The 22,109-nt window shown below is 68.3% G+C and carries 21 protein-coding genes; 16 read left to right on the top strand and 5 right to left on the bottom strand.

Translation table 11 applies throughout. From position 1 onward, the window contains the following. The first annotated feature begins 10 nt into the window (after positions 1–10). The 6 genes from V1Y59_RS07640 to aroB all read left to right on the top strand — a co-directional run bounded on the left by V1Y59_RS07640 (position 11) and on the right by aroB (position 6,015). Positions 11–1,723, top strand: coding sequence for an endolytic transglycosylase MltG (locus V1Y59_RS07640; protein ID WP_330504219.1), 1,713 nt, complete (start codon positions 11–13; stop codon positions 1,721–1,723). 4 nt (positions 1,724–1,727) lie between these two features. Next, the gene (locus V1Y59_RS07645; protein WP_330504220.1) at positions 1,728–2,555 is read left to right on the top strand and encodes a shikimate dehydrogenase; all 828 of its coding nucleotides are present in this window, start codon (positions 1,728–1,730) and stop codon (positions 2,553–2,555) included. A gap of 105 nt (positions 2,556–2,660) precedes the next feature. Continuing rightward, positions 2,661–3,044, top strand: a complete 384-nt coding sequence (locus V1Y59_RS07650; protein WP_330504221.1) for a prepilin peptidase — start codon at positions 2,661–2,663, stop codon at positions 3,042–3,044. A gap of 76 nt (positions 3,045–3,120) precedes the next feature. Beyond that, positions 3,121–4,329 (top strand): chorismate synthase, encoded by a 1,209-nt coding sequence (gene aroC, locus V1Y59_RS07655; protein WP_330504222.1) that lies wholly within the window; start codon positions 3,121–3,123, stop codon positions 4,327–4,329. Then, positions 4,326–4,880: a shikimate kinase gene (locus tag V1Y59_RS07660; protein WP_330504223.1), complete on the top strand. Its 555-nt coding sequence runs from the start codon at positions 4,326–4,328 to the stop codon at positions 4,878–4,880. Before aroC ends, V1Y59_RS07660 begins: the two co-directional genes overlap by 4 nt. 28 nt (positions 4,881–4,908) lie before the next feature. Beyond that, entirely contained in the window at positions 4,909–6,015 is a 1,107-nt protein-coding gene (gene aroB / locus V1Y59_RS07665; protein ID WP_330432107.1) for a 3-dehydroquinate synthase, read from the top strand. Between the two features lie 187 nt (positions 6,016–6,202). On the opposite strand, the gene V1Y59_RS07670 is transcribed toward aroB, so the two are convergent. After that, positions 6,203–6,694, bottom strand: a complete 492-nt coding sequence (locus V1Y59_RS07670; protein ID WP_330504224.1) for a B-4DMT family transporter — start codon at positions 6,692–6,694, stop codon at positions 6,203–6,205. 109 nt (positions 6,695–6,803) lie between these two features. Between V1Y59_RS07670 and V1Y59_RS07675 the strand changes: the two genes are divergently transcribed. The 10 genes from V1Y59_RS07675 (at position 6,804) to pyrF (ending at position 17,985) form a co-directional block, all read left to right on the top strand. Next, the gene (locus V1Y59_RS07675; protein WP_330504225.1) at positions 6,804–7,940 is read left to right on the top strand and encodes an aminopeptidase P family protein; all 1,137 of its coding nucleotides are present in this window, start codon (positions 6,804–6,806) and stop codon (positions 7,938–7,940) included. Between the two features lie 48 nt (positions 7,941–7,988). Next, positions 7,989–8,552 carry an elongation factor P gene (efp, locus tag V1Y59_RS07680; RefSeq protein WP_330432104.1) on the top strand — a complete coding sequence of 188 codons (564 nt, stop codon included), beginning with the start codon at positions 7,989–7,991 and terminating at the stop codon, positions 8,550–8,552. 11 nt (positions 8,553–8,563) lie between these two features. After that, positions 8,564–9,031, top strand: coding sequence for a transcription antitermination factor NusB (gene nusB / locus V1Y59_RS07685; protein ID WP_330504226.1), 468 nt, complete (start codon positions 8,564–8,566; stop codon positions 9,029–9,031). Positions 9,032–9,202: 171 nt separating this feature from the next. Continuing rightward, positions 9,203–9,823: a bifunctional pyr operon transcriptional regulator/uracil phosphoribosyltransferase PyrR gene (gene pyrR, locus V1Y59_RS07690; RefSeq protein WP_330504227.1), complete on the top strand. Its 621-nt coding sequence runs from the start codon at positions 9,203–9,205 to the stop codon at positions 9,821–9,823. Further along, positions 9,823–10,767: an aspartate carbamoyltransferase catalytic subunit gene (locus tag V1Y59_RS07695; RefSeq protein WP_330504228.1), complete on the top strand. Its 945-nt coding sequence runs from the start codon at positions 9,823–9,825 to the stop codon at positions 10,765–10,767. The genes pyrR and V1Y59_RS07695 overlap by 1 nt, the downstream gene beginning before the upstream one ends. 31 nt (positions 10,768–10,798) lie before the next feature. Beyond that, a complete protein-coding gene (locus tag V1Y59_RS07700; RefSeq protein WP_330504229.1) occupies positions 10,799–12,109 on the top strand; it encodes a dihydroorotase in 1,311 nt (436 codons plus the stop codon). 5 nt (positions 12,110–12,114) lie between these two features. Continuing rightward, the gene (locus V1Y59_RS07705) at positions 12,115–12,654 is read left to right on the top strand and encodes a PH-like domain-containing protein (protein WP_431309129.1); all 540 of its coding nucleotides are present in this window, start codon (positions 12,115–12,117) and stop codon (positions 12,652–12,654) included. Then, a complete protein-coding gene (gene carA / locus V1Y59_RS07710; protein WP_330432098.1) occupies positions 12,651–13,820 on the top strand; it encodes a glutamine-hydrolyzing carbamoyl-phosphate synthase small subunit in 1,170 nt (389 codons plus the stop codon). Before V1Y59_RS07705 ends, carA begins: the two co-directional genes overlap by 4 nt. Then, complete coding sequence (carB, locus tag V1Y59_RS07715) at positions 13,820–17,152, top strand: carbamoyl-phosphate synthase large subunit (protein ID WP_330504231.1); 3,333 nt, start codon at positions 13,820–13,822, stop codon at positions 17,150–17,152. Before carA ends, carB begins: the two co-directional genes overlap by 1 nt. Further along, positions 17,152–17,985: an orotidine-5'-phosphate decarboxylase gene (gene pyrF / locus V1Y59_RS07720; protein WP_330504232.1), complete on the top strand. Its 834-nt coding sequence runs from the start codon at positions 17,152–17,154 to the stop codon at positions 17,983–17,985. Before carB ends, pyrF begins: the two co-directional genes overlap by 1 nt. Here the strand turns inward: pyrF and V1Y59_RS07725 are convergent. The 4 genes from V1Y59_RS07725 to V1Y59_RS07740 all read right to left on the bottom strand — a co-directional run bounded on the left by V1Y59_RS07725 (position 17,949) and on the right by V1Y59_RS07740 (position 21,721). Then, on the bottom strand, positions 17,949–19,508 hold the full coding sequence (locus V1Y59_RS07725; RefSeq protein ID WP_330504233.1) for an MFS transporter: 1,560 nt from the start codon (positions 19,506–19,508) through the stop codon (positions 17,949–17,951). The two genes, pyrF and V1Y59_RS07725, sit on opposite strands and share 37 nt — an antisense overlap. 152 nt (positions 19,509–19,660) lie before the next feature. Further along, positions 19,661–20,173 carry a hypothetical protein gene (locus V1Y59_RS07730; protein WP_330432094.1) on the bottom strand — a complete coding sequence of 171 codons (513 nt, stop codon included), beginning with the start codon at positions 20,171–20,173 and terminating at the stop codon, positions 19,661–19,663. 43 nt (positions 20,174–20,216) lie between these two features. Beyond that, positions 20,217–21,425, bottom strand: coding sequence for a DUF6973 domain-containing protein (locus V1Y59_RS07735; protein ID WP_330504234.1), 1,209 nt, complete (start codon positions 21,423–21,425; stop codon positions 20,217–20,219). Beyond that, positions 21,425–21,721, bottom strand: a complete 297-nt coding sequence (locus tag V1Y59_RS07740) for a hypothetical protein (RefSeq protein ID WP_330504235.1) — start codon at positions 21,719–21,721, stop codon at positions 21,425–21,427. Before V1Y59_RS07740 ends, V1Y59_RS07735 begins: the two co-directional genes overlap by 1 nt. Between the last annotated feature and the right edge of the window lie 388 nt (positions 21,722–22,109).

Consider the following 22,109-nt stretch of genomic DNA (forward strand, 5'->3'; position numbering starts at 1 on the left):
GAACCGCTCGGTGACCGACGACCGCCATCGACCCCGACGGCACGACCTGTCCGATCAGCCGACCGAGCAGCTCGATCTCGAGCGCCTGCGCTACTTCACGCAGCCCGCGGACGGCAAACCGACGACCCGGCACCGGCGACGCCGGGAGACATCGACCGACCCGACCATCACCGGGCCGCAACCGCGGGTCGAATCGGGCCCCCCGGGGCCCGCGACCGGCACATGGGGGGCGCCGACGCCGCCGCCACCGCGACGCCGGCCTCCCGAACGGGTGATGCCCGCCTACGTGCCGCCGCCCGCCGAACAGTTCCAGGATCGCGACCGGCCGGGGCCGCGCGCCGGTGACTACGAGGACCCCCGACGGCGAGCGGTGCCGCATCGCGTCCGGCCGGCCGCCGAGGCCGCCGCGACCGACGTGATCGAGGACGAACGAACCCACGCCGGCTACGCCACCGACGACGACGCCGAGGGATATCTCGCCCTCGAGGACACGCCCACCGACAGTCGCCCACCCCGAGACCGACGGACCCGCCGGCGGGGTGGTGCGCGTCAGCCGCGACCGAACGGCCGCACGATCATGCGTCGGCGCATCGTCCTGGGCGTCGCGCTGGCCTGCATGCTCGTGCTGGTCGTCGGGGTCGCGGTGGTCGGGCTGCGTGCGGTGGGTGTGTTCGGTCCGTCCGTGGACACCACCGACTACACCAACGCGGCGGGCACCGCGGACGTCGTCGTCGACATCCCGCAAGACTCCACGTTGATGGACTTCGGTGTGATCCTGGAGAGCAACGATGTGGTCGGCAGTGTGCAGGCCTTCGTGGACGCCGCGGACGGCCAGCCGATCTCGGGCGGCTTCTACAAGCTGCGGACCCAGATCCCGGCAGCCACCGCGGTCGAGATGATGACCGACGGCAACGCGAACAGGGTCGGGCGCATGGTCGTGCCCGAGGGCCTACAACTCGACAACAAAGAAGGCGTGGACGGCAAGATCACCCCGGGCATCTTCCAGATGATCGAGAACGCCACCTCGATCACCGTGAACGGTCAGCAGATCGGGACCGACGTCGCCGCACTCGAGACCGCGGCGGCCGACTCGACACCCGAACAGCTCGGTGTGCCCGAGTGGGCGCGGTCCGCGGTGGAGAACCTCGACGGCGATCACCGTCGTATCGAGGGACTCATCGCACCCGGCACGTGGGAGTCGATCGATCCCGACCACTCGCCCACGCAGATCCTCCACGATCTGATCGTGGCGAGCGCCGCCCGGTTCGAGGAATGGGGTCTGCTCGCACCGAACGACTCGGGGCTGACCCCGTACGAGACGCTCGTGACGGCATCGGTCGTCGAGCGGGAGGTCGCCAATCCGGGCGACTACGCCAAGGTCGCGCGGGTGATCCTGAACCGGCTGGACGAGGGCCAGCGGCTGGAGATGGACTCCACCACCAACTACACCGCCGACGTCACCAACATCGACGTCTACGGCGAGGCGTATCGGGCAGACAACGAATGGAACACCTACCGGATCGAGGGCCTGCCGGCCACGCCGATCGGTGCCGTCGGTGAGCGGGCATTGACCGCGGTCGAGAACCCGACACCCGGGGACTGGCTGTATTTCGTGACGATCGACCGCGACGGGACCACGCTCTTCGCCGAGACGTTCGAGGAGCACACACAGAACCGCGAAAGGGCCTGTGAGAACGAGCTGTTGAGCACCGGGTGTAGCTGAGCAGATGGCAGGATCGCAACGCCGGGCAGCGGTGCTCGGGTCCCCGGTGAGCCATTCGCGTTCGCCGCGGATCCATCTGGCCGCCTATCGCGCACTCGGACTCGACGACTGGACCTACGACCGGATCGACTGCACCGCAGAGCAATTGCCGTCGCTGGTGTCGCAGCTCGGACCCGAGTTCGTCGGGCTGTCGGTGACGATGCCCGCCAAACTGGCCGCCCTGGCATTCGCCGACGAGCGCACCGCGCGAGCCGAACTCGTCGGGTCAGCCAACACGCTGGTGCGCACCGGGCAGGGCTGGCGCGCCGACTGCACCGACATCGACGGGATGAGCGGCGCATTGCGTGAGGTCGGCGTCGACGCGACGACGAATCCCGCAGCCGTGGTCGTCGGCGCGGGCGGCACCGCACTGCCCACCGTGGCCGCCCTCGCCGATGCCGGGTTCACCCGACTGACGGTGGTCGCCCGCGATGCCGAGAAGGCCACCGGCGTCATCGACGTGGCCGCCGCGCTGGGCATGTCGGCGGAGGTCATCGCCTTCGAGGTCGCCCCCGAACTCGACAGACGCGCTCGAGCAGCAGGTGTCGTCGTCTCCACGGTTCCCGCGCCGGCCGCGGCGGTCCTCGTCGACTCGCTCGCCGCCACGGCGCGCCTGGTGGACGTCATCTACGACCCGTGGCCCACGCCGCTGGCATCCGCGGTGAGCGCCGCAGGCGGACAGGTCGTCGGGGGACTGGTCATGCTGCTCAATCAGGCCTTCAGTCAGGTCGAGCAGTTCACCGGCCGGCCGGCGCCCCGCGACGTGATGGCCGCGGCGCTCGACCGCGGTTAGCCGATCGTCCGCAGCACGTCGAGCCCGGATTCCACAGCAGACGATCTGTCCACAGCCCGCGCGAGATCCGGCCGTTGATGCGATCCGGTCCGGCACGCTCGACCGGTGTCGTCGTTCATCGTTCTCGTCTGGCTGTCCGGCATCGCCGTCCACGACCGGAGGACGGGCCGGATCCCCAACAGCGCGGTGTGGCCGGGCGTCCTCGCGCCCGTGGCAATGGCCGCGCACGATCCGGCAATCCTGGCATCGGCCGGCGTCGCGGCCGTGCCCTATGTGGTCGCCGCCGTGGCCGGCCTCGGCGGGGGCGGAGACATCAAGCTCGCCTTCGCACTCGGCGGCCTGCTCGCCGACCCCGCCGTCGCCCTTCTGGTCATCCTGCTGGCCGCGATCCTCGGCGCGGCCGGTCATGCCCTCGCCCGGTCCCGTGGTCCACGGCCGCACGCTCCCGCCCTCGTCGCCGCGGCCATCTGCGGACTGGCCCTGACCTGAGACGTGGAGATCGCCGGACCGCTGGACACGGTGCTCGACGACGGGTGGGACGCGGACATCGTCCGCCGAACCCGTCATGGAACAATCGAACACTGTGTTGCGCTGGATAACCGCCGGAGAGTCGCATGGCCCGGCCCTGGTCGCCCTCGTCGAGGGGATGGTGGCAGGAGTGGAGATCACCTCGTCCGACATCGCCGAACAGCTCGCCCGACGGCGACTCGGCTACGGTCGCGGCGCCCGGATGAAGTTCGAGGCTGACCAGATCACCGTCGTCGGCGGACTGCGCCACGGCCGGACCATGGGTGGTCCGGTGGCGGTGGAGATCGCGAACACCGAGTGGCCCAAGTGGGAGACGGTGATGGCCGCCGACCCGGTTGATCCCGCCGAACTCGAGGGCAGCGCCCGCAACGCCCCGCTGACGCGCCCGCGGCCCGGGCACGCCGACTACTCCGGCATGCTCAAGTACGGCTTCGACGATGCGCGGCCCGTGCTCGAACGCGCCAGTGCTCGGGAGACCGCCGCTCGCGTCGCCGCCGGCACCGTGGCGCGCAACTTCTTGCGTCAGGTGTTCGGGATCGAGGTGCTCTCACACGTCATCTCGATCGGCGCGAGCGAGCCCTACGACGGTCCGAGCCCGCGGTTCACCGACCTCGCCGGCATCGACGAGAGCCCGGTACGGGCCTTCGACGCCGAGTCCGAGAAGCAGATGATCGCCGAGATCGAGGCCGCCAAGAAGGACGGCGACACGCTCGGCGGCGTCGTCGAGGTCGTCGCGACCGGCGTCCCGGTGGGACTCGGCTCGCATGTGAGCGGTGAGACCCGCCTCGATGCCCGCCTGGCCGGGGCCCTGATGGGGATTCAGGCCATCAAGGGCGTCGAGGTCGGCGACGGATTCACCACCGCGCGACGCCGCGGCAGTCAGGCACACGACGAGATGGTGCCCGGTCCCGACGGGGTGCTGCGCTCCACCAACCGGGCGGGTGGCCTCGAGGGCGGCATGACCAACGGCGAGGATCTGCGGGTGCGGGTCGCGATGAAGCCGATCTCGACCGTGCCCCGCGCACTGTCCACGATCGACATGTCGACGGGCGACGAGGCCGTCGCGATCCACCAGCGTTCCGACGTCTGTGCGGTGCCCGCCGCCGGTGTCGTCGCCGAGGCGATGGTGGCGCTCGTGCTCGCGCAGGCGGCGCTGGAGAAGTTCGGCGGCGACTCGGTCGCCGAGACCACCGAGAACCTCGCGGGTTACCGCAAACGCATCGACACCCGCCCGCCTCGCTCATGACCCCCGACGCCACCAAACGCGGCCCGTCAGCCGTCCTGATCGGGTTCATGGGGGCCGGGAAGTCAACGGTCGGGCGCGTGCTCGCGGATCGGCTCGGCGTGGACTTCGTCGACACCGACACCGTGATCGCGCAGACGACAGGCCGCAGCATTCCCGACATCTTCACCACCGACGGACCACAGCGGTTTCGCGAGATCGAACGCGACGTCGTGCTGGACGTGCTGGAGTCCCATCGCGGGGTGATCGCACTCGGCGGTGGCGCCGTGATGACGCCGGCGATCGAGGCCGCCCTGGCCGGGCAGCGGGTCGTCTACCTCCGGATCGATGCCGACGCGGGATTCGCCCGCGTCGCCGACAGCGACCGGCCGCTGATCGCCGGCGAGGATCCGGCCGGGCGCTACCGCGAACTCCTCGCCCAGCGGGATGAAACATACACTCGTGCCGGCACATTCGTCGTCGACGCGGGTGCCGGTGATCCCGGCGAGGTCGCCGACGCCATTCTCGCCGACCTGGCCCGCGCGCTCGTGGGAGAAAGGGTGGCATCCACATGACCAGCCAGAAGACGAAGGGGAACCGAGGATGACGGAGCCGACCGCGATCACCGTCAACGCTGGATCGCCCTACGACGTCATCATCGGCCGTGGCCTGCTCGACGACGTCGCGATCGCCGCTACCGGCGCCGACCGGGTCGCCATCCTGTACCAGCCGACGCTGGCGCAGACGGCCGAACAGATCCGGGCGTTCCTCGCCGACAAGGGATTCGACGCCCACCGCGTGGAGATCCCGGACGCCGAGGCGGGCAAGGACCTCTCGGTGGCGGCGTTCTGCTGGGATGTGTTCGGCCGCATCGGACTCAAACGCAACGACAAGGTGATCAGCCTGGGCGGGGGAGCGGCCACCGACCTCGCCGGCTTCGTCGCCGCGACATGGATGCGCGGCATCGGCGTCATCCACATCCCGACCACGCTGCTGGCGATGGTCGACGCCGCGGTCGGCGGAAAGACCGGGATCAACACCGACGCGGGTAAGAACCTGGTCGGCTCGTTCCACGAACCCGACGCCGTGCTCATCGACACCGCGACGCTGGAAACCGTGCCCCACAACGAGGTCGTCGCCGGACTCGCCGAGGTGATCAAGACCGGGTTCATCGCCGACCCGGTCATCCTCGACCTCATCGAGGCGGACCCGGCAGCCGCCGTCGACACCAGCGGCACCGTTCTCCCGGAACTGATCCGTCGGTCGGTGCAGGTGAAGGCCGACGTGGTGTCCGCCGACCTCAAGGAGTCGTCGCTGCGGGAGATCCTCAACTACGGACACACACTCGGGCACGCGATCGAGCGACGCGAGCGCTACCGCTGGCGTCACGGTGCCGCCGTGTCCGTCGGGTTGGTGTTCGCCGCCGAGCTGGCCCGCCTGGCCGGACGACTGGATGACGACACCGCCGACCGGCATCGCTCCGTTCTCGAACTCGTCGGCCTGCCGACCAGCTACGACGCGGACGCGCTGGCCGATCTGCTCGAGGCGATGTCCGGGGACAAGAAGAACCGTTCCGGTGTGCTCAGGTTCGTCGTTCTCGACGGCCTGGCGAAGCCGGGACGCCTCGAGGGACCCGACCCCGGCCTGATCGCTGCCGCGTACTCCGCGATCGCCGGTGAGACACCGTCGTCGGGTGGCGTGCTGCTCTGACGTCCCCGTCACCGGCTGGTCCCTGCGGAGCGAGCCTCCCCCTCGTTCCCTGAGGAGCGAGGCGCTGGCCGAGCGTCACCCTCTGTTCCCTGAGGAGCGAGGCGCTAGCCGAGCGTCACGAAGGGCCGCCCTTCGTGACGCTTCTCCGCTAGCGCTCCGAAGCTCCTCAGGGAGCAGGGGGCCGCGATCAGCTCGCGACGTGCTCGGCGTCGCGGTCCGGGTGTACCGACCAGTCGTCGTCGGCGTCGTTCTTGCGTTGATCGCGGCGGGTGATCCACCGGCCGACTGCGGCACCCATGAACGCGGGCACGAACACCAGAAGCGCGGTGAAGGAACCGCCCGCGATGAGTTCGATGAACAGGCTCGCCTCGCCGATGCCCGCAAAAACAGAGCGACCCAGAATCCAGCTGATCAGTCCGGCGAGCACGCCGGCGAGCAAACCGGCCTGCAGCCATCGCACGGTCAGGTCCGCGTAGTCGTCGGGATCGGGGTTGGCGCGCGCATCGGCGACCCCGTCGATGCCGCCCCAGATGAGGGCGATCAACACGACCGCGCCGATCGCGAGCGTCTTCCACACCGTGGTGTTCAACGGCGCTTCGACGACCGCCACACCGAGCAGAACGCGGGCGATGACATGGACTGCGGTCATCACCAGACCGCGCGGCAACCACGAAGACATAGCGGACAGGGTACGCAACGGTGAACGTGTTCGAAAACACATCCCGGTGTGCGACGGTCCGCGTCACCGGCTCGACGGGCATCCCGGCCCGGCGCGGTAGCGTGGAAGGATGCCTGTCAACGCCATGACCAGCGACTACCGTGCCCGCCGCGACCGCTTGCGAGCCGAGATCACCGAGTTGGCCTCTCCTCCGGAGGTCGTCGTCGTCAGCGACCTCGTGAACGTGCGCTATCTGTCCGGCTTCACCGGCTCGAACGGCGCGGTGCTCATCGGCGCCGAGTCGTCGGCCGACCGGATCTGCACCGACGGCCGCTACCGCACGCAGGTCGGCGAGCAGGCCGGCGACCTCGAGGCGCTGATCGCCCGCGACTGCTTGACGGAACTCGCGCTGCACGCCCGGGACGGTGGTGCGGCGTCGATCGGATTCGAGGCGGACGCGGTCACGGTGTCGTCGCATCGGTCGCTCGCGGCCCGTCTGGCCGAGGGTGTGGATGCCGCCCCGACACTCGTCCCCCTGGTCGGGGCTGTGCAGCGACTGCGGATGGTGAAGGACGCCGGTGAGGTCGAACTGCTGCGGCAGGCGTGCGCGATCGGCGACAAGGCGCTCGGCGCCATCATCGAGCGTGGCGTCATCCGGCCCGGGGCCACCGAGCGCGAGGTCGCCCGGTCCTTGGAATGGGAGATGTATGCCCTCGGCGCCGACGACATCGCCTTCGAGACGATCGTCGCGGCCGGCGCCAACTCCGCGGTCCCTCACCACCGTCCCACCGGGGCAACCCTCGCCGACGGGGACTTCGTGAAGATCGACTTCGGCGCGGTCGTCGGCGGCTACCACTCCGACATGACGCGCACCTATGTCCTGGGGCGCGCCGCCGATTGGCAGCGCGAGATCTACGATCTGGTCGCGACGGCGCAGGCCGCAGGTAGGGCCGCTCTGCGGCCCGGTGCCGACCTGCGCGGTGTCGACGCGGCCGCGCGGTCGGTCATCGCCGATGCCGGCCACGGGGAGCACTACGTGCACGGCCTCGGTCACGGGGTGGGGCTGCAGATCCACGAAGCACCGGGAATCGGCGCGCTGGCGACGGGTACACTGCCATGCGGCGCAGCGGTGACCGTGGAGCCCGGCGTCTACCTCCCCGGACGAGGTGGCGTCAGGATCGAGGACACTCTCGTCGTCGTCGGCCCGGAGGCCGGGGGCGCACCGGAACTGCTGACCGCCACCGACAAGACGTTCACCGTCATCTGACGGTCCGCTTCGGCACACCCAACGACGACTGCAAGGGAAGAACACCACATGGCGACCACCGCCGACTTCAAGAACGGCCTCGTGCTGCGCATGGACGACCAGCTCTGGCAGATCCAGGAATTCCAGCACGTCAAGCCCGGCAAGGGCCCGGCCTTCGTCCGTACCAAGATCAAGAACGTGATGTCGGGCAAGATCGTCGACAAGACGTTCAACGCCGGCGTCAAGGTCGAGACCGCGACCGTCGACCGTCGCGACATGACCTACCTCTACAACGACGGCACCGATTTCGTGTTCATGGATGCCCAGGACTTCGAGCAGATCTCGATCTCACCGGCGACGATGGGCGATTCCGCGCGGTTCCTGCTCGAGAACATGACCGTTCAGGTCTCCGTGCACGAGGGCAATCCGCTGTTCGTCGAACTGCCGGTCACCGTCGAGCTGCTCGTCGAGCAGACCGACCCGGGACTGCAGGGCGACCGGTCCACCGGCGGCACCAAGCCCGCGACGATGGAGACCGGCGCGGAGATCCAGGTGCCGCTGTTCATCAACACCGGCGACAAGCTGAAAGTCGACTCGCGCGACGGCAGCTACCTCGGTCGCGTCAACGCCTGATCGCTCGACCCGTGAAACAACCCGGTACCCGACACAAAGCCCGCCGCCGTGCGGTGGATCTGCTGTTCGAGGCGGAGGCCAAGAACGTCAGCGCGCATCAGCTGGTCGCGGAGCGACGCGAGTACGTGCGCGACGACGAGAGCGTCGGCACCATCCACGACTACACGGCAATGGTGATCGAGGGCCTCGCCGCCGACCTCCCGCAGGTCGACGCGGTGGTGTCCTCCCACCTGCGCGGCTGGACGCTGGAGCGGCTGCCCGCCGTGGACCGCGCGATCCTGCGGCTGGCCACGTGGGAACTGTTCCACTCCGTGGACGTGGACCCCATCGTGATCGTCGACGAGGCGGTGGAACTGGCCAAGGAGCTCTCCACCGACGACTCGCCGGCGTTCGTCAACGGGGTGCTCGCCCGAATCGCCGATCTCGCGCCGCAGGTGCGGGCCGCCGCTGCAGCAGACGAGCCGCGGCACGGGGACTGACCCACAGCCGGCGCGGCGACACGTCGACGAACTCGCCGGCTGACACACATTTTTTGACGAAGCCCACATCGCGTTGCCTCGGTTCCACGAGGAGGGCCCGTGTAGAGTCATCCGGGACAGACATCCTTTAACGATCCGTCCCGCGAGGCGGAGAAGGAGGTCGGCTTGGTCATGTCAGCAGATGGTGCCCCGCCAACCGAAGGTTCCCGGCCCGGCGGCCGGGTTCTGCTCGACGATTCCGACGTTTCCCGCACCATCGCCCGCGTCGCCCACGAGGTGATCGAGAAGACCGCACTCGACGCGCCCGGCGGCCCGCGCGTGGTCATCATCGGGATTCCCACTCGCGGAACGTATCTCGCGTCACGCCTGGCGGCGCGGATCAACGAATTCGCAGGTACCGACGTGCCGGTCGGGTACCTCGACATCACGCTCTACCGCGACGACCTGCGCGCGAAACCACATCGGCCACTCGAACGGACCGTGGTGCCCGCGGGTGGTGTGGACAACGCCGTCGTCATCCTCGTCGACGACGTCCTCTACTCGGGGCGCACTGTTCGCGCCGCGCTCGATGCGCTCCGCGATCTCGGTCGTCCCGCGGCCGTCCAACTCGCCGTTCTGGTCGACCGGGGCCACCGCGAGTTGCCGTTGCGCGCCGACTACGTGGGCAAGAACATCCCCACCTCCCGCGACGAGAATGTGTCGGTGCATCTCGAAGAGCACGACGGAATCGACGAGGTGGTCCTGAGCGCTGCGGTATCCCGCGCCGAGCCGCAGCCGGGAGGCGAGGACTGATGCGCCACCTCCTGTCGACCCAGGATCTGTCCGTCGACGAGGCAACCGAGCTCCTCGACGAGGCAGAGCGGTTCGAGCAGGCGCTCACCGGCCGCGAGGTCCGCAAGCTGCCGACCCTGCGTGGTCGCACGGTGATGACCGTCTTCTATGAGAACTCCACCCGTACCCGGGTGTCGTTCGAGGTCGCCGGCAAGTGGATGAGCGCCGACGTCATCAACGTGAGCGCGTCGAGCAGCTCGGTCGGCAAGGGTGAGTCGCTGCGCGACACGGTCAAGACCCTGCACGCCGCGGGTGCCGATGCATTGATCGTCCGGCATCCGGCTTCCGGTGCGGCACACCAGATCGCGTCCTGGACCGACGACGGCGGCGCCGGACCTGCCGTGATCAACGCGGGCGACGGGACACACGAGCATCCGACGCAGGCGCTGCTGGACGCATTGACCCTGCGTCAGCGACTGGGTTCGCTGGACGGCCGTCGTATCGGCATCGTCGGCGACGTGCTGCACTCCCGGGTGGCTCGCTCGAATGCGCACCTGCTGGCCACACTCGGCGCCGAGGTCGTCCTGATCGCGCCGCAGACCCTTCTGCCGGTCGGGGTGTCGGAGTGGCCGGTGACGGTGTCGCACAGCCTCGACGCCGAATTGCCTACCATCGACGCCGTCATGCTGCTGCGGGTGCAGGCCGAGCGGATGAACGGCGGATTCTTCCCGAGCGCACGCGAGTACTCCGTGCGGTACGGACTCAACGACCGACGACTCGCCCTGCTCGACGACAACGCGGTGATCCTGCATCCGGGACCGATGCTGCGCGGCATGGAGATCGGATACTCGGTGGCCGACTCGCCGCGCGCGACTGTGCTCGAGCAGGTACGCAACGGCGTCCACGTACGGATGGCGGTGCTGTTCCGGCTGCTCGTCGGCACGGACAGCCCGGGAACTTTGTGATGAGGAGATCGCAGCCAGTGGAGACGGCGACATGAGCACCCCCACAACCGGATCGGTCCTGATCGCCGACGTCCGACCGTACGGCGACGGTGACCCCGTCGACGTGCTCGTCGTCGACGGTCGGATCGCGGAGATCGGTACGGATCTGACCGCTCCCGACGGGGCCGATCACATCGACGGTGGCGGCGCCGTGCTGCTGCCCGGGTTCGTCGACCTGCACACGCACCTGCGAGAGCCGGGACGTGAGGACACCGAGACGATCCGCAGCGGATCGATGGCCGCCGCGCTCGGTGGATACACCGCGGTGTTCGCGATGGCCAACACCGATCCGGTCGCCGACAACTCCACGATCACCGACAACGTGTGGCGAACCGGACGCGACATCGGCCTCGTCGACGTGCACCCGGTGGGTGCGGTCACCGTCGGCCTCGCGGGCAAACAGCTCGCTGAGATGGGCATGATGAACGCCGGTGTCGCCGGCGTGCGGATGTTCAGCGACGACGGCAAATGCGTCGACGACCCACTGCTGATGCGTCGCGCGCTGGAGTACGCGAAAAGCCTCGATGTACTCATCGCGCAGCACGCCGAGGAACCCCGACTCACGGTCGGCGCCATCGCGCACGAAGGGCCCAATGCCGCCAGGCTGGGGCTGACCGGATGGCCGCGTGCCGCCGAGGAATCCATCGTCATCCGCGATGCGCTGCTGGCCCGCGATGCCGGCACCCGGGTGCACATCTGTCACGCGTCGACCGAGGGCACCGTCGAGTTGCTGCGGTGGGCACGCGGCCAGGGCATCGCGATCAGCGCCGAGGTCACCCCGCATCACCTGCTGCTCGACGACTCGCGGCTGGCGACGTACGACCCGGTGAACAAGGTGAACCCGCCGCTGCGGGAGACGCGCGACAAAGAGGCTTTGCGCCGCGCACTCGCGGATGGCGTGATCGACTGTGTTGCAACCGATCATGCGCCGCACGCGGCCCAGGAGAAGGCCTGTGAGTTCGCTCAGGCCCGACCAGGCATGCTCGGCCTGCAGACAGCGCTGCCGATCGTCGTCGACACCATGGTCAATCCGGGCCTGCTCGACTGGCGCGGGGTGGCGCGGGTGATGAGTGAACGTCCGGCGCAGATCGTGGGCCTGCCGGATCAGGGCCGGCCCATCGAGGTCGGCGAGCCCGGCACGCTGACTCTCGTCGACCCGAACCGGTCGTGGATCGTGCGTGGAGACGACCTCGCGAGCCTGTCGCGCAACACACCGTACGAGGAGATGACGATGCCGGCGACGGTCACCGCGACCGTTCTGCGTGGCGTGATCACCGCGCGTGACGGCGAGGTGACCCGGTGAGCGGCATGGAGATCGCTGTCGTCGTCGTGGTGGTCGTCGTCTGGTTGGGATTGGTGGCGCTCGTCCTGCGTGGCTGGCGGAACCGGGGCCGACGGCAGGCGGAGACCATCGGGACACCACCTCCGCGGCCCGACGACCTGCCGACGCCCACCCGGGGACCGGACACCGGGCTCTACGTCGGCAGCACCATGGCGCCGAGCTGGCAGGACCGGGTCGCCGTCGGCGATCTGGGCGACCGCGCCGCGGCGTCCATCGCGGCCTACCCGGAGGGGATCCTGATCGAACGGCAAGGGGCGTCCGAGATCTGGATTCCACGCTCGTCGATCACCGCCGTCCGTACCGAGCGCGGACTCGCCGGAAAGGTGATGACCGCCGACGGTGTCCTCGTGATCCGCTGGGTGCTGCCCACCGGTACCGAGATCGACTCCGGACTCCGCGCCGACGACAAGACCGTCTATCCGGGATGGGTCGACGAGTTCGCCGAGGCCGAGCGCGCCTCGGCGGAGCCGGCCCCCGACGACGCCGAACAGAGGAAAGATCAATGAGCACAGCGGTTCTGGTGCTGGAGAACGGACAGGTGTTCCGTGGACTGCCGTACGGAGCGGTCGGCGAGACGCTCGGCGAGGCGGTCTTCTGCACGGCGATGACCGGGTACCAGGAGACCCTCACCGACCCGAGCTATCACCGGCAGATCGTGGTGGCCACCGCTCCGCAGATCGGCAACACCGGTTGGAACACCGAGGACGGCGAGAGCACCGGCAGCGCCGGCAGCGATTCGGCCACCGGCGATTCCGGGAAGATCTGGGTCGCCGGCTACGCCATCCGCAATCCCACCCGCCGTGTGTCGAACTGGCGGGCGACCACCTCGCTCGAGGAGGAGTTGCAGCGCCAGGAGGTCGTCGGGATCGCGGGCATCGACACCCGCACCGTGGTTCGCATCCTGCGCGACCACGGGTCGATGCGTGCCGGGATCTTCTCCGGTGCCGCGCTCGCCGCCGACGACGAACTCGTGGCGCGCGTGCGCAACCAACCGCCGATGAAGGGCGCCGACCTCGCCGGCGAGGTCACCACGGATGCGTCCTACACCGTCGAACCCGACGGCGACACGCGGTTCACGGTCGCCGCGATCGACCTCGGCATCAAGACCAACACCCCCCGGATGTTCGCGCAGCGCGGCGTCCGCGTGCACGTCCTCCCGTCGACCGTCGGACTCGACGCCATCACCGACCTGCGGCCGGACGGCGTGTTCCTGTCCAACGGGCCCGGCGACCCGGCGACCGCCGACGACGCCGTCGAGCTCACCAGGGCGGTGCTCGGCGCAGGCCTGCCGCTGTTCGGTATCTGCTTCGGCAACCAGATCCTCGGGCGCGCCCTCGGCCGCAACACCTACAAGATGAAGTTCGGCCACCGCGGGATCAACATCCCGGTGATCGACCACGCGACCGGCACGGTGTCGATCACCGCGCAGAATCACGGGTTCGCCCTCGACGGCGAGGCCGGCGAGGAGTTCGACACCGACTTCGGTCGTGCGCGGGTCAGCCACACCTGCGCCAACGACGGAACCGTCGAAGGTGTGGAACTGCTGTCGGGACAAGCCTTCTCGGTTCAGTACCACCCGGAGGCGGCGGCCGGCCCGCACGACGCCGCCTACCTGTTCGACAAGTTCGTCACCCAACTCGAGGGTGACCGTGCACGAGGAACGAGCGCCTGATGCCACGCCGCGAAGACATCTCCCACGTACTCGTCATCGGCTCCGGGCCGATCGTCATCGGCCAGGCATGCGAGTTCGACTACTCCGGCACCCAGGCGTGCCGCGTGCTCAAGGCCGAAGGCCTGCGCGTGAGCCTGGTCAACTCCAACCCGGCGACGATCATGACCGACCCGGAGTTCGCCGACGCCACCTACATCGAGCCGATCACCGCCGAATACGTCGAGAAGGTGATCGAGGCAGAACGCGACGCAGGTCACCCCATCGATGCCGTTCTCGCCACACTCGGCGGGCAGACCGCGCTGAACACCGCTGTGGCCCTGCATGACCGGGGTTCGTTGGAGAAGTACGGGATCGAGCTGATCGGCGCCGACTTCGACGCCATCCAGCGCGGCGAGGATCGCCAGATGTTCAAGGACATCGTCGCCAAGGTCGGCGGGGAGAGCGCACGGTCGCGCGTCTGCCACACCATGGACGAGGTCTACGACACCGTGGACGATCTCGGTTACCCGGTGGTGGTGCGTCCGTCGTTCACCATGGGCGGACTCGGCTCCGGCATGGCCTACGACCGCAACGATCTCGAGCGGATCGCCGGTGGCGGCCTCGCGGCCTCACCCACCGCGAACGTGCTCATCGAGGAATCGATCCTGGGCTGGAAGGAATACGAACTCGAGCTGATGCGCGACAACCGCGACAACGTCGTGGTGGTCTGTTCCATCGAGAACGTCGACCCGGTGGGTGTGCACACCGGCGATTCGGTGACCGTCGCGCCCGCGATGACGCTGACCGACCGCGAATACCAGATCATGCGCGACCTCTCGATCGCCATCCTGCGCGAAGTCGGTGTCGACACCGGCGGGTGCAACATCCAGTTCGCGCAGGATCCGAGCAACGGACGGCTCGTCGTCATCGAGATGAACCCACGCGTGTCGCGTTCGTCGGCGCTGGCGTCGAAGGCCACCGGCTTCCCGATCGCGAAGATCGCCGCGAAGCTCGCCATCGGCTACAGCCTCGACGAGATCGTCAACGACATCACCAAGGAGACCCCGGCCTGCTTCGAGCCGACGCTCGACTACGTCGTCGTCAAGGCACCCCGGTTCGCGTTCGAGAAGTTCCCCGGCGCCGACGACACCCTGACCACGACGATGAAGTCGGTGGGCGAGGCGATGTCGCTGGGACGCAGCTTCGCCGAGTCATTGGGCAAGGTGATGCGCTCCCTGGAGACCAAGGCCGCCGGCTTCTGGACCGAACCCAACCGGCCCGATCCCGCCACCCTCGACCTCGAGGAGCTGCTGCAGTCGTTGCGGACCCCGAAGGACGGTCGCATCTACGGGTTGATGCTCGCGTTCGAGGCCGGCGCGACCGTCGAGCAACTCTACGAGGCGACCGCGATCGACCCATGGTTCCTCGCCGAGATCGGCGGGGTAGCGGCACTCGGCGCCGAGATCCGAGACGCGGACAGCCTGGACGAGGGACTGCTCCGGCAGGCGAAGAGCACCGGGTTCTCCGACCGTCAGATCGCTGCTCTGCGTGCGGACTTCGCCGATGAGGCGGCGGTCCGGTCATTCCGGCTCGGTCTCGGGGTGCATCCGGTCTACAAGACCGTCGACACCTGCGCGGCGGAGTTCGAGGCCAAGACGCCGTATCACTACTCCACCTACGAACTCGACCCGTCGGCCACCAGTGAGGTTGCCCCACAACCGGATCGGCCGAAGGTACTCATCCTCGGATCGGGCCCGAACCGCATCGGTCAGGGCATCGAGTTCGACTACTCGTGTGTCCACGCCGCGCTGACGCTCTCGGAAGCGGGCTACGAGACCGTGATGGTCAACTGCAACCCCGAGACGGTGTCCACCGACTACGACACCGCCGACCGGCTGTACTTCGAGCCGCTGACCTTCGAGGATGTGCTCGAGGTCTATCGCGCCGAGTCGATCTCGGGCAACGTCGCCGGCGTCATCGTGCAGCTCGGCGGCCAGACGCCGCTCGGCCTCGCCCACCGGCTCGCCGCTGCCGGCGTACCGATCGTCGGGACCAGCCCGGAGGCCATCGACCTCGCCGAGGACCGCGGGGAGTTCGGCAAGGTCCTGACCGCTGCCGGGCTGCCGGCGCCCGCGTTCGGAACGGCGACCAGCTTCGACGAGGCGCGTGCGACCGCGGCCCGCATCGGCTACCCGGTTCTGGTGCGTCCCTCCTACGTTCTGGGTGGGCGCGGCATGGAGATCGTCTACGACGAGAAATCGTTGGAGGACTACATCTCCCGCGCCACCGAGCTCACCGAGGACCATCCGGTGCTGGTGGATCGGTTCCTGGAGGACGCGGTGGAGATCGACGTCGACGCCCTGTGCGACGGCGACGAGGTCTACATCGGCGGCGTGATGGAACACATCGAGGAGGCCGGTATCCACTCCGGTGACTCGGCCTGCGCACTGCCACCGGTCACCCTCGGGCGGTCCGATCTCGCGATGGTGCGTGCGTCGACCGAGGCGCTGGCCAAGGGGATCGGGGTGCGTGGGCTGCTCAACGTGCAGTACGCCCTCAAGGACGACATCCTCTATGTCCTCGAGGCGAATCCGCGTGCGAGCCGGACGGTGCCGTTCGTCTCCAAGGCCACCGCGGTGCCGTTGGCCAAGGCCTGTGCCCGCGTCATGATGGGTGAGACCATCGCCGAGTTGCGCGGCCAGCGCGTGCTGCCGGCCGACGGCGACGGCGGCGAGGCCCCGGCCGAGGCGCCGATCTCGGTGAAGGAAGCGGTGCTGCCGTTCAACCGGTTCCGGCGCCACGACGGTACCGGTGTGGACTCCCTGCTCAGCCCGGAGATGAAGTCGACGGGCGAGGTGATGGGCATCGACGCCGACTTCGGGAAGGCGTTCGCGAAATCGCAGACGGCCGCGTACGGATCGTTGCCGACCAGCGGGGCCATCTTCGTATCGGTGGCCAACAAGGACAAGCGGGCACTGATCTTCCCGGTCAAACACCTCGCCGACCTCGGATTCGAGATCCTGGCGACCGAGGGCACCGCCGACGTGTTGCGGCGCAACGGGATCAACTGCCGAACCGTACGCAAACACTACGAGTCGGCCGAGGGGCACACGACGATCGTCGACATCATCCGCGGTGGTGAGGTGTCGATGGTCATCAACACCCCGTACGGCAACTCCGGACCGCGCGTCGACGGCTATGAGATCCGCAGTGCCGCGGTGTCGGTGAACATCCCGTGCATCACGACCGTGCAGGGTGCCAGCGCCGCTGTGCAGGGCATCGAGGCCGCGATCAACGGTCAGATGGGTGTCGAGTCGCTGCAGCGCCGGCACGCGGTGCTGGTGAACCGCTGATGACGTCCGAACCGCACGGATTCGCCGCCCGGTACCGCGCTGCGGTCTCCGCGCGCGGTCGACTGTGCGGTGGGATCGATCCGCACGCCGAGTTGCTCGAACAGTGGGGGCTCGAGGTCACGGCGGACGGACTCGCTCGGTTCGCCGACATCTGTGTGGAGGCGTTGGCTCCCGTCGCCGCGGTCATCAAACCGCAGGTGGCGTTCTTCGAGATGTTCGGCGCGGCCGGTGTCGCGGTCCTCGAACGGGTCATCCTGGACTGTCGGGCCGCCGGTGCGGTCGTGTTGGCCGACGCCAAACGTGGCGACATCGGATCGACGATGGCCGCGTACGCGACGGCATGGCTCGACGACGCCTCTCCGTTGTGCGCGGACGCCGTCACCGTCTCGCCCTACCTGGGGTTCGGATCTCTCACGCCGGCCTTCGAGACAGCCCGCGCCGCCGACCGCGGGGTGTTCGTATTGGCACGCACGTCCAACCCGGACGGTGCGGGGATCCAACTCGCGGACGCGCACGGACGGACCGTGGGACAGACGATCGTCGACGACGCCGCGGACGCGAACGCCGACGGGACCGCGACGATCGGCCTCGTGGTCGGCGCGACCCGCAAGCACGGTCTCGACCTCGCTGGGCTGAACGGTCCGATTCTGGCGCCGGGGCTCGGCGCGCAGGGCGCGACCGCAGAAGACCTGCCGGAGGTGTTCGCCGGTGCCGACCGGTCGTGGGTCCTCCCGGCCAGCAGTCGTGCGGTGCTCGGTGCCGGCCCGCAGGTCGGCGCCGTGCGTGACGCATTCGTTCACACCCGCGATGCCGTGGAGGCCGCGCTGTCCTGAGGGTCGGCTGTCGACATGGACTCGATGCTGACGCCGGTGGTCTCGACGCCATACCGGATGGTGACGACGACGCCGAGCAAGGCCGTCCCGACGAGGATGAACAGCAGGGTGCTCGTCCCGATCGCGTCCTGGACGATGGGGAAGAAGAAGGCCGCGGCCACCGCACCGACCTTGGCGATCGATGCCGCGAATCCCGCTCCCTTGCCGCGGATCTCGGTGGGGAAGACCTCACCCGAGATCAGATACGTCATCGAGTTCGGCCCCAGATTGTTCATGAAGTAGAACAGGATGAAACCGGCGAACAGCAGCGGGATGCTGTAATCCGGTGGCGATAGGGACGCGATCGCCACCAGGAACAGGCCGAGCGCGCAACCGATGAACCCGGTGATCTGCAGGCGAATCCGGCCGAACCGCTCCACCAGGAAGATCGCGGCGACGATGCCGAGCACGAACACGATGTCCATCAGGGCGGAGCCCTCGGCGCCCAGCATGTCGTTGTGGATCACGTCGTGCAGATCGTTGACCTCCGACTGCTGGCCGATGATGGTGGCGAGCAGTACCGGGGTGAAGATGCCGACGCCATAGGTGCTCAGATCCTGCAGCACCCACGGCACCGAGGCGAAGATCGTGACACGGCGGTACTTGGCGCGGAACAGGTCGAGGTAGCTGCCCGACGCGGCTGTGGTGACCTCGTCGTCTGCACCGCGCCGCAGCGTGACATTCGTCGGGTAGGCGGGCTCGCGGGTCAGCAGTCGTTCGGTCTCGGACTCGGCCTCGTGGGTGCGCCCGCGGGCCATCAGCCAGTGTGCGCTGTCGGGAACGAAGAACCGCCCGATCAGCACCAGGACCGCGGGGATGATCACCGCGCCGTACATCCATCGCCACGCGTCGACTGCCGGGTTCTCGTAGAGGATGAGGAATCCGAGGAACGTGCCGGCGAATGCGCCGAGCGACTGGAATCCGAACGCCGACAACACGAGCCGACCCCGTCGAACGGTCGGTGCGCTCTCGGAGATCACCATGTGCGCGGTCGGATAGTCGCAGCCGAGGGCGATGCCCGCGCCGAACAGGCAGATGACGAGGAACACCAGGTTCGGCGCGAAGGTCGTACCGGCGACGAACACCGCGAAGACGGCCATCTCGACGATGAACATCCGCTTGCGGCCGTACCGGTCGGCGAGACTGCCGAGCACGGTCGCGCCGACGAGGATGCCGGCCAACGAGGCCGAGGTCACGAAGCCCTGTTGGGTGGTGTTGAGATCGAAGTCGATCGTCAGCAGGGGCAGTGCAACCCCTGTCATAAAGATCATGATGCCTTCGAAGAACTTGCCGGCAGCCGCCAGCCACCAGATCCGCCACTGCATGCCTGTCATCGGCACGTGCGGGGTATCGGTCCCATCCGACCAGAGCGGTCGCTCGTCGATGTACTGCTGGACGGTGCGTGCGCTGTTCGTCGAGTCGCCGGGAGTTCGGTCCGGGTCGGTCGGGTCCTGGGTGGAGTACTGAGGATCTGCGGTCGACACGGTTCTCCCTACGACGGGTTACCACCGCCGGAGCGGTGATCGGCGGGACAGCAAGCGCGCTGTCATTGTCCGCCGACCCCGTGGCACGCGCAGCGAATCCCACCGACGATTCACCGGGCCGAGATCTCCTCGCGATCAAGTTCGCGTTGCCGTCAACCCTCGATAGGGGCGGCGACGACGAGCCGTGGGTTCACACCCGGCCTCGAGGTCAGTGCAGTGTCCGGGTTGATGCCGCCGGGTGTGTCGAGGAGCGAGATCGGGTCGCGATCGCCCGCGGCATCCCAACGCACGGCCTGCACCGGCTTTCGGGCCTTGAGGAAGATGTATGACCCCGTGGCGCCGACGTCAGGGGCCCCGTGGGGGACCTGCCAGCAGATTGTTCCCGTCCCGGCCAGCTCGTTGATCTCCGGGTCGCTCATTCCGTCGAACTGCTTGATCATCTGGTCGTAGGACTGGGCCCAACCGGCCTGTGCGGTCAACTCGGCCAGCGTCGTAGTCAGACCCGGTGTCGCACCCGCCGCTGCGCTCACGTGTAGAAAGCGGTTGCTCGAACCCAAGGGTTCACCTGCGGCGCGTGGGTCGAACTCAGAGCTACATGTCTCCTCGTCGTCGCCAGCGAACGGCGACACCGCACACCCGTTGACGACCGTGGCGAGCACGGTCATCAGTGCAACAGTTCCCGCCAGTCGGCGGATGCGGCGTGACAGTTCAGTTGGCGGGCAGGGGAACTCCGACGGTTCCGGGTTGCCCTGTCTCCCCGACCTTGACATTCTTGCTCCAATCTATGGCCCCGTCGCCGCCGATCACGATGGTTCTTCCGTCGGACACCTCGGCTGCGATCAGATCGGCCAGTTCTTCGGCGCTGGCGTCGGGGTTCGCCTCGGCGACGCTGCGGCCGAGTTCGTTGTTGTACAGATCCATCGCTTCGCGATTGGCCGGGTTACCGCCGAGTCCTTCGTGGGCGGTCGTGTACTGCTCGGTCCACTCGGCGCCGAATTCCTTGGTCAACAACGCATTCCAGTAGGCATGCCGGAAGGCGTCGCCGTGACCGTCGCTGAGGGATTCGCGCGGGAACCGATCCTTGGCCGCCTGGTCGGCCGCCGACATCGCGTTGTACCAGCGGTATACCGCGTTGGCCTGGGCGACCGGACTGGCGCCCTCGCGAGCGAGGAGCAATCCCACGGAAGCGACTTCCTCGGGAGTCATCAGGCGGGGGTCGAAGTCGGGATGCACGGCACGGATGGCGGCGAGCAGCGTCCCGTCCGGCCACAGCGTCGCCTGGCCGTCCGACTTCTCGGTCTGATAGTTGCGCAGAATCTCCTGCAGCCGAGGGTCGCCCGGGGTCGGCACCGCGCCTTCCTTCACTCCCTGTGCCAGGCTCTCGAACGTTCCGCGCACAGTTTCGGCACCCGCCTGATCGATGGTCTGCACTTGTGCCAGCGCAGTGCGCAGCGCGAGGGTGAAGCCCAACTCGTCGGCCTCCTTGTCGACGAGTTTGAAGGGCGTCCTCCAGCCCCACTCGTCGGCCCATTCGGCGTTGGACTTCAGCGAGTACACGCCGCCGTCCGGGTGGTAGGCGAGTTGATACTCCGAGGCCTTGATCTCGCCGACCTTCGCGTTGAGCACGTCGATGTATCCCTGGATCTCGTCGAGCTTCGACGCGGAGCGTTCGGCGACCGTGTCCATGACCGCGGTCGAGCGGACGAGGTCGCTCTTGTGCATCAGCGACAGATTACGAGCCGCGTCGCCGCCCACGGCGTCCCAGTAGTCGGTGGAGCCGTCGAAGTCGCGCGCGGTGGCCTGGGCCGACCTGCCCACGGCTGCACTCGAGGCCTCGATCTTGGTGATCACCGACCGCGCCGAAGTGAAGTCCCAGGCGCGGACAGTGTCGACGGTGTAGCGGTCACTGTCCGACATCAGCCCGGAGCCGTTCCGGGCTGCACCAGGCGGTGCGCGCCGGCGGCGTCGGTGCGGACGTACTCGCGCGCACCCTTGTCGGCGAGGTCTGCGAAATGGTTCAGGCGCTGCGCGTGGTAGCTCAGGACAGTGTCGATGGTTTTCGCGGAGTCCCGGAGAACTCGCGCGATCTCGGACTCTCCGGCTCCCTGATCCGCGACGACCCCGCCGGCGACCGGCGACTGCGCGCCGATGTCCTCGGCATGCCCCCGGGTGCGTCCCGCCAATGCATGTACACGCGGTGGATCTACGTACATCTTCCCCCCGAATCCTCATCACATCCGACACGTCCACGAGATTGGACGCACGAAACACCCAACTGGTTCCCGCAGATTTCGCGAGGTTAGCGGATCAGGCGAATCCTGCCGCTGCGGACACATCGACTCGCGTGGGTCGACCCGGTTCAGACAGATCGGACGGCGACACGCGCGAGAGCAAACCGGATCCGAAGAATGCCCGGACGCCACTCGTGTCACACACGTATCACCGCAGGCAGCAGCACGAATCGGGCGAGACCGACGTCGCTGAACGGCGGTCCGTGCCCGGCGGGTGGCTGACCTGGACTTTTGACGCAAAATGCGTAGTCAGCGGCCTGCTGCGCCGTCGTGTCACCGCGGTGCGCTACGTTCGGGAGGCGAGGTCGCT

It is taken from the genome of Gordonia prachuapensis (assembly GCF_036350515.1).
Lineage (GTDB): Bacteria > Actinomycetota > Actinomycetes > Mycobacteriales > Mycobacteriaceae > Gordonia > Gordonia prachuapensis.

Excerpts from the sequence above, each read along its gene's own strand:
- V1Y59_RS07700 (WP_330504229.1), top strand. The coding sequence starts at position 10,799 with ATGAGCACCCCCACAACCGGATCGGTCCTGATCGCCGACGTCCGACCG.
- carB (WP_330504231.1), top strand. The coding sequence starts at position 13,820 with ATGCCACGCCGCGAAGACATCTCCCACGTACTCGTCATCGGCTCCGGG.
- V1Y59_RS07675 (WP_330504225.1), top strand. The coding sequence starts at position 6,804 with ATGCCTGTCAACGCCATGACCAGCGACTACCGTGCCCGCCGCGACCGC.
- aroC (WP_330504222.1), top strand. The coding sequence starts at position 3,121 with ATGGAACAATCGAACACTGTGTTGCGCTGGATAACCGCCGGAGAGTCG.
- V1Y59_RS07730 (WP_330432094.1), bottom strand. The coding sequence starts at position 20,173 with ATGACCGTGCTCGCCACGGTCGTCAACGGGTGTGCGGTGTCGCCGTTC.
- V1Y59_RS07695 (WP_330504228.1), top strand. The coding sequence starts at position 9,823 with ATGCGCCACCTCCTGTCGACCCAGGATCTGTCCGTCGACGAGGCAACC.
- pyrR (WP_330504227.1), top strand. The coding sequence starts at position 9,203 with ATGTCAGCAGATGGTGCCCCGCCAACCGAAGGTTCCCGGCCCGGCGGC.
- V1Y59_RS07705 (WP_431309129.1), top strand. The coding sequence starts at position 12,115 with ATGGAGATCGCTGTCGTCGTCGTGGTGGTCGTCGTCTGGTTGGGATTG.
- V1Y59_RS07645 (WP_330504220.1), top strand. The coding sequence starts at position 1,728 with ATGGCAGGATCGCAACGCCGGGCAGCGGTGCTCGGGTCCCCGGTGAGC.
- carA (WP_330432098.1), top strand. The coding sequence starts at position 12,651 with ATGAGCACAGCGGTTCTGGTGCTGGAGAACGGACAGGTGTTCCGTGGA.
- V1Y59_RS07670 (WP_330504224.1), bottom strand. The coding sequence starts at position 6,694 with ATGTCTTCGTGGTTGCCGCGCGGTCTGGTGATGACCGCAGTCCATGTC.
- efp (WP_330432104.1), top strand. The coding sequence starts at position 7,989 with ATGGCGACCACCGCCGACTTCAAGAACGGCCTCGTGCTGCGCATGGAC.
- V1Y59_RS07660 (WP_330504223.1), top strand. The coding sequence starts at position 4,326 with ATGACCCCCGACGCCACCAAACGCGGCCCGTCAGCCGTCCTGATCGGG.
- V1Y59_RS07740 (WP_330504235.1), bottom strand. The coding sequence starts at position 21,721 with ATGTACGTAGATCCACCGCGTGTACATGCATTGGCGGGACGCACCCGG.
- aroB (WP_330432107.1), top strand. The coding sequence starts at position 4,909 with ATGACGGAGCCGACCGCGATCACCGTCAACGCTGGATCGCCCTACGAC.
- V1Y59_RS07735 (WP_330504234.1), bottom strand. The coding sequence starts at position 21,425 with ATGTCGGACAGTGACCGCTACACCGTCGACACTGTCCGCGCCTGGGAC.
- pyrF (WP_330504232.1), top strand. The coding sequence starts at position 17,152 with ATGACGTCCGAACCGCACGGATTCGCCGCCCGGTACCGCGCTGCGGTC.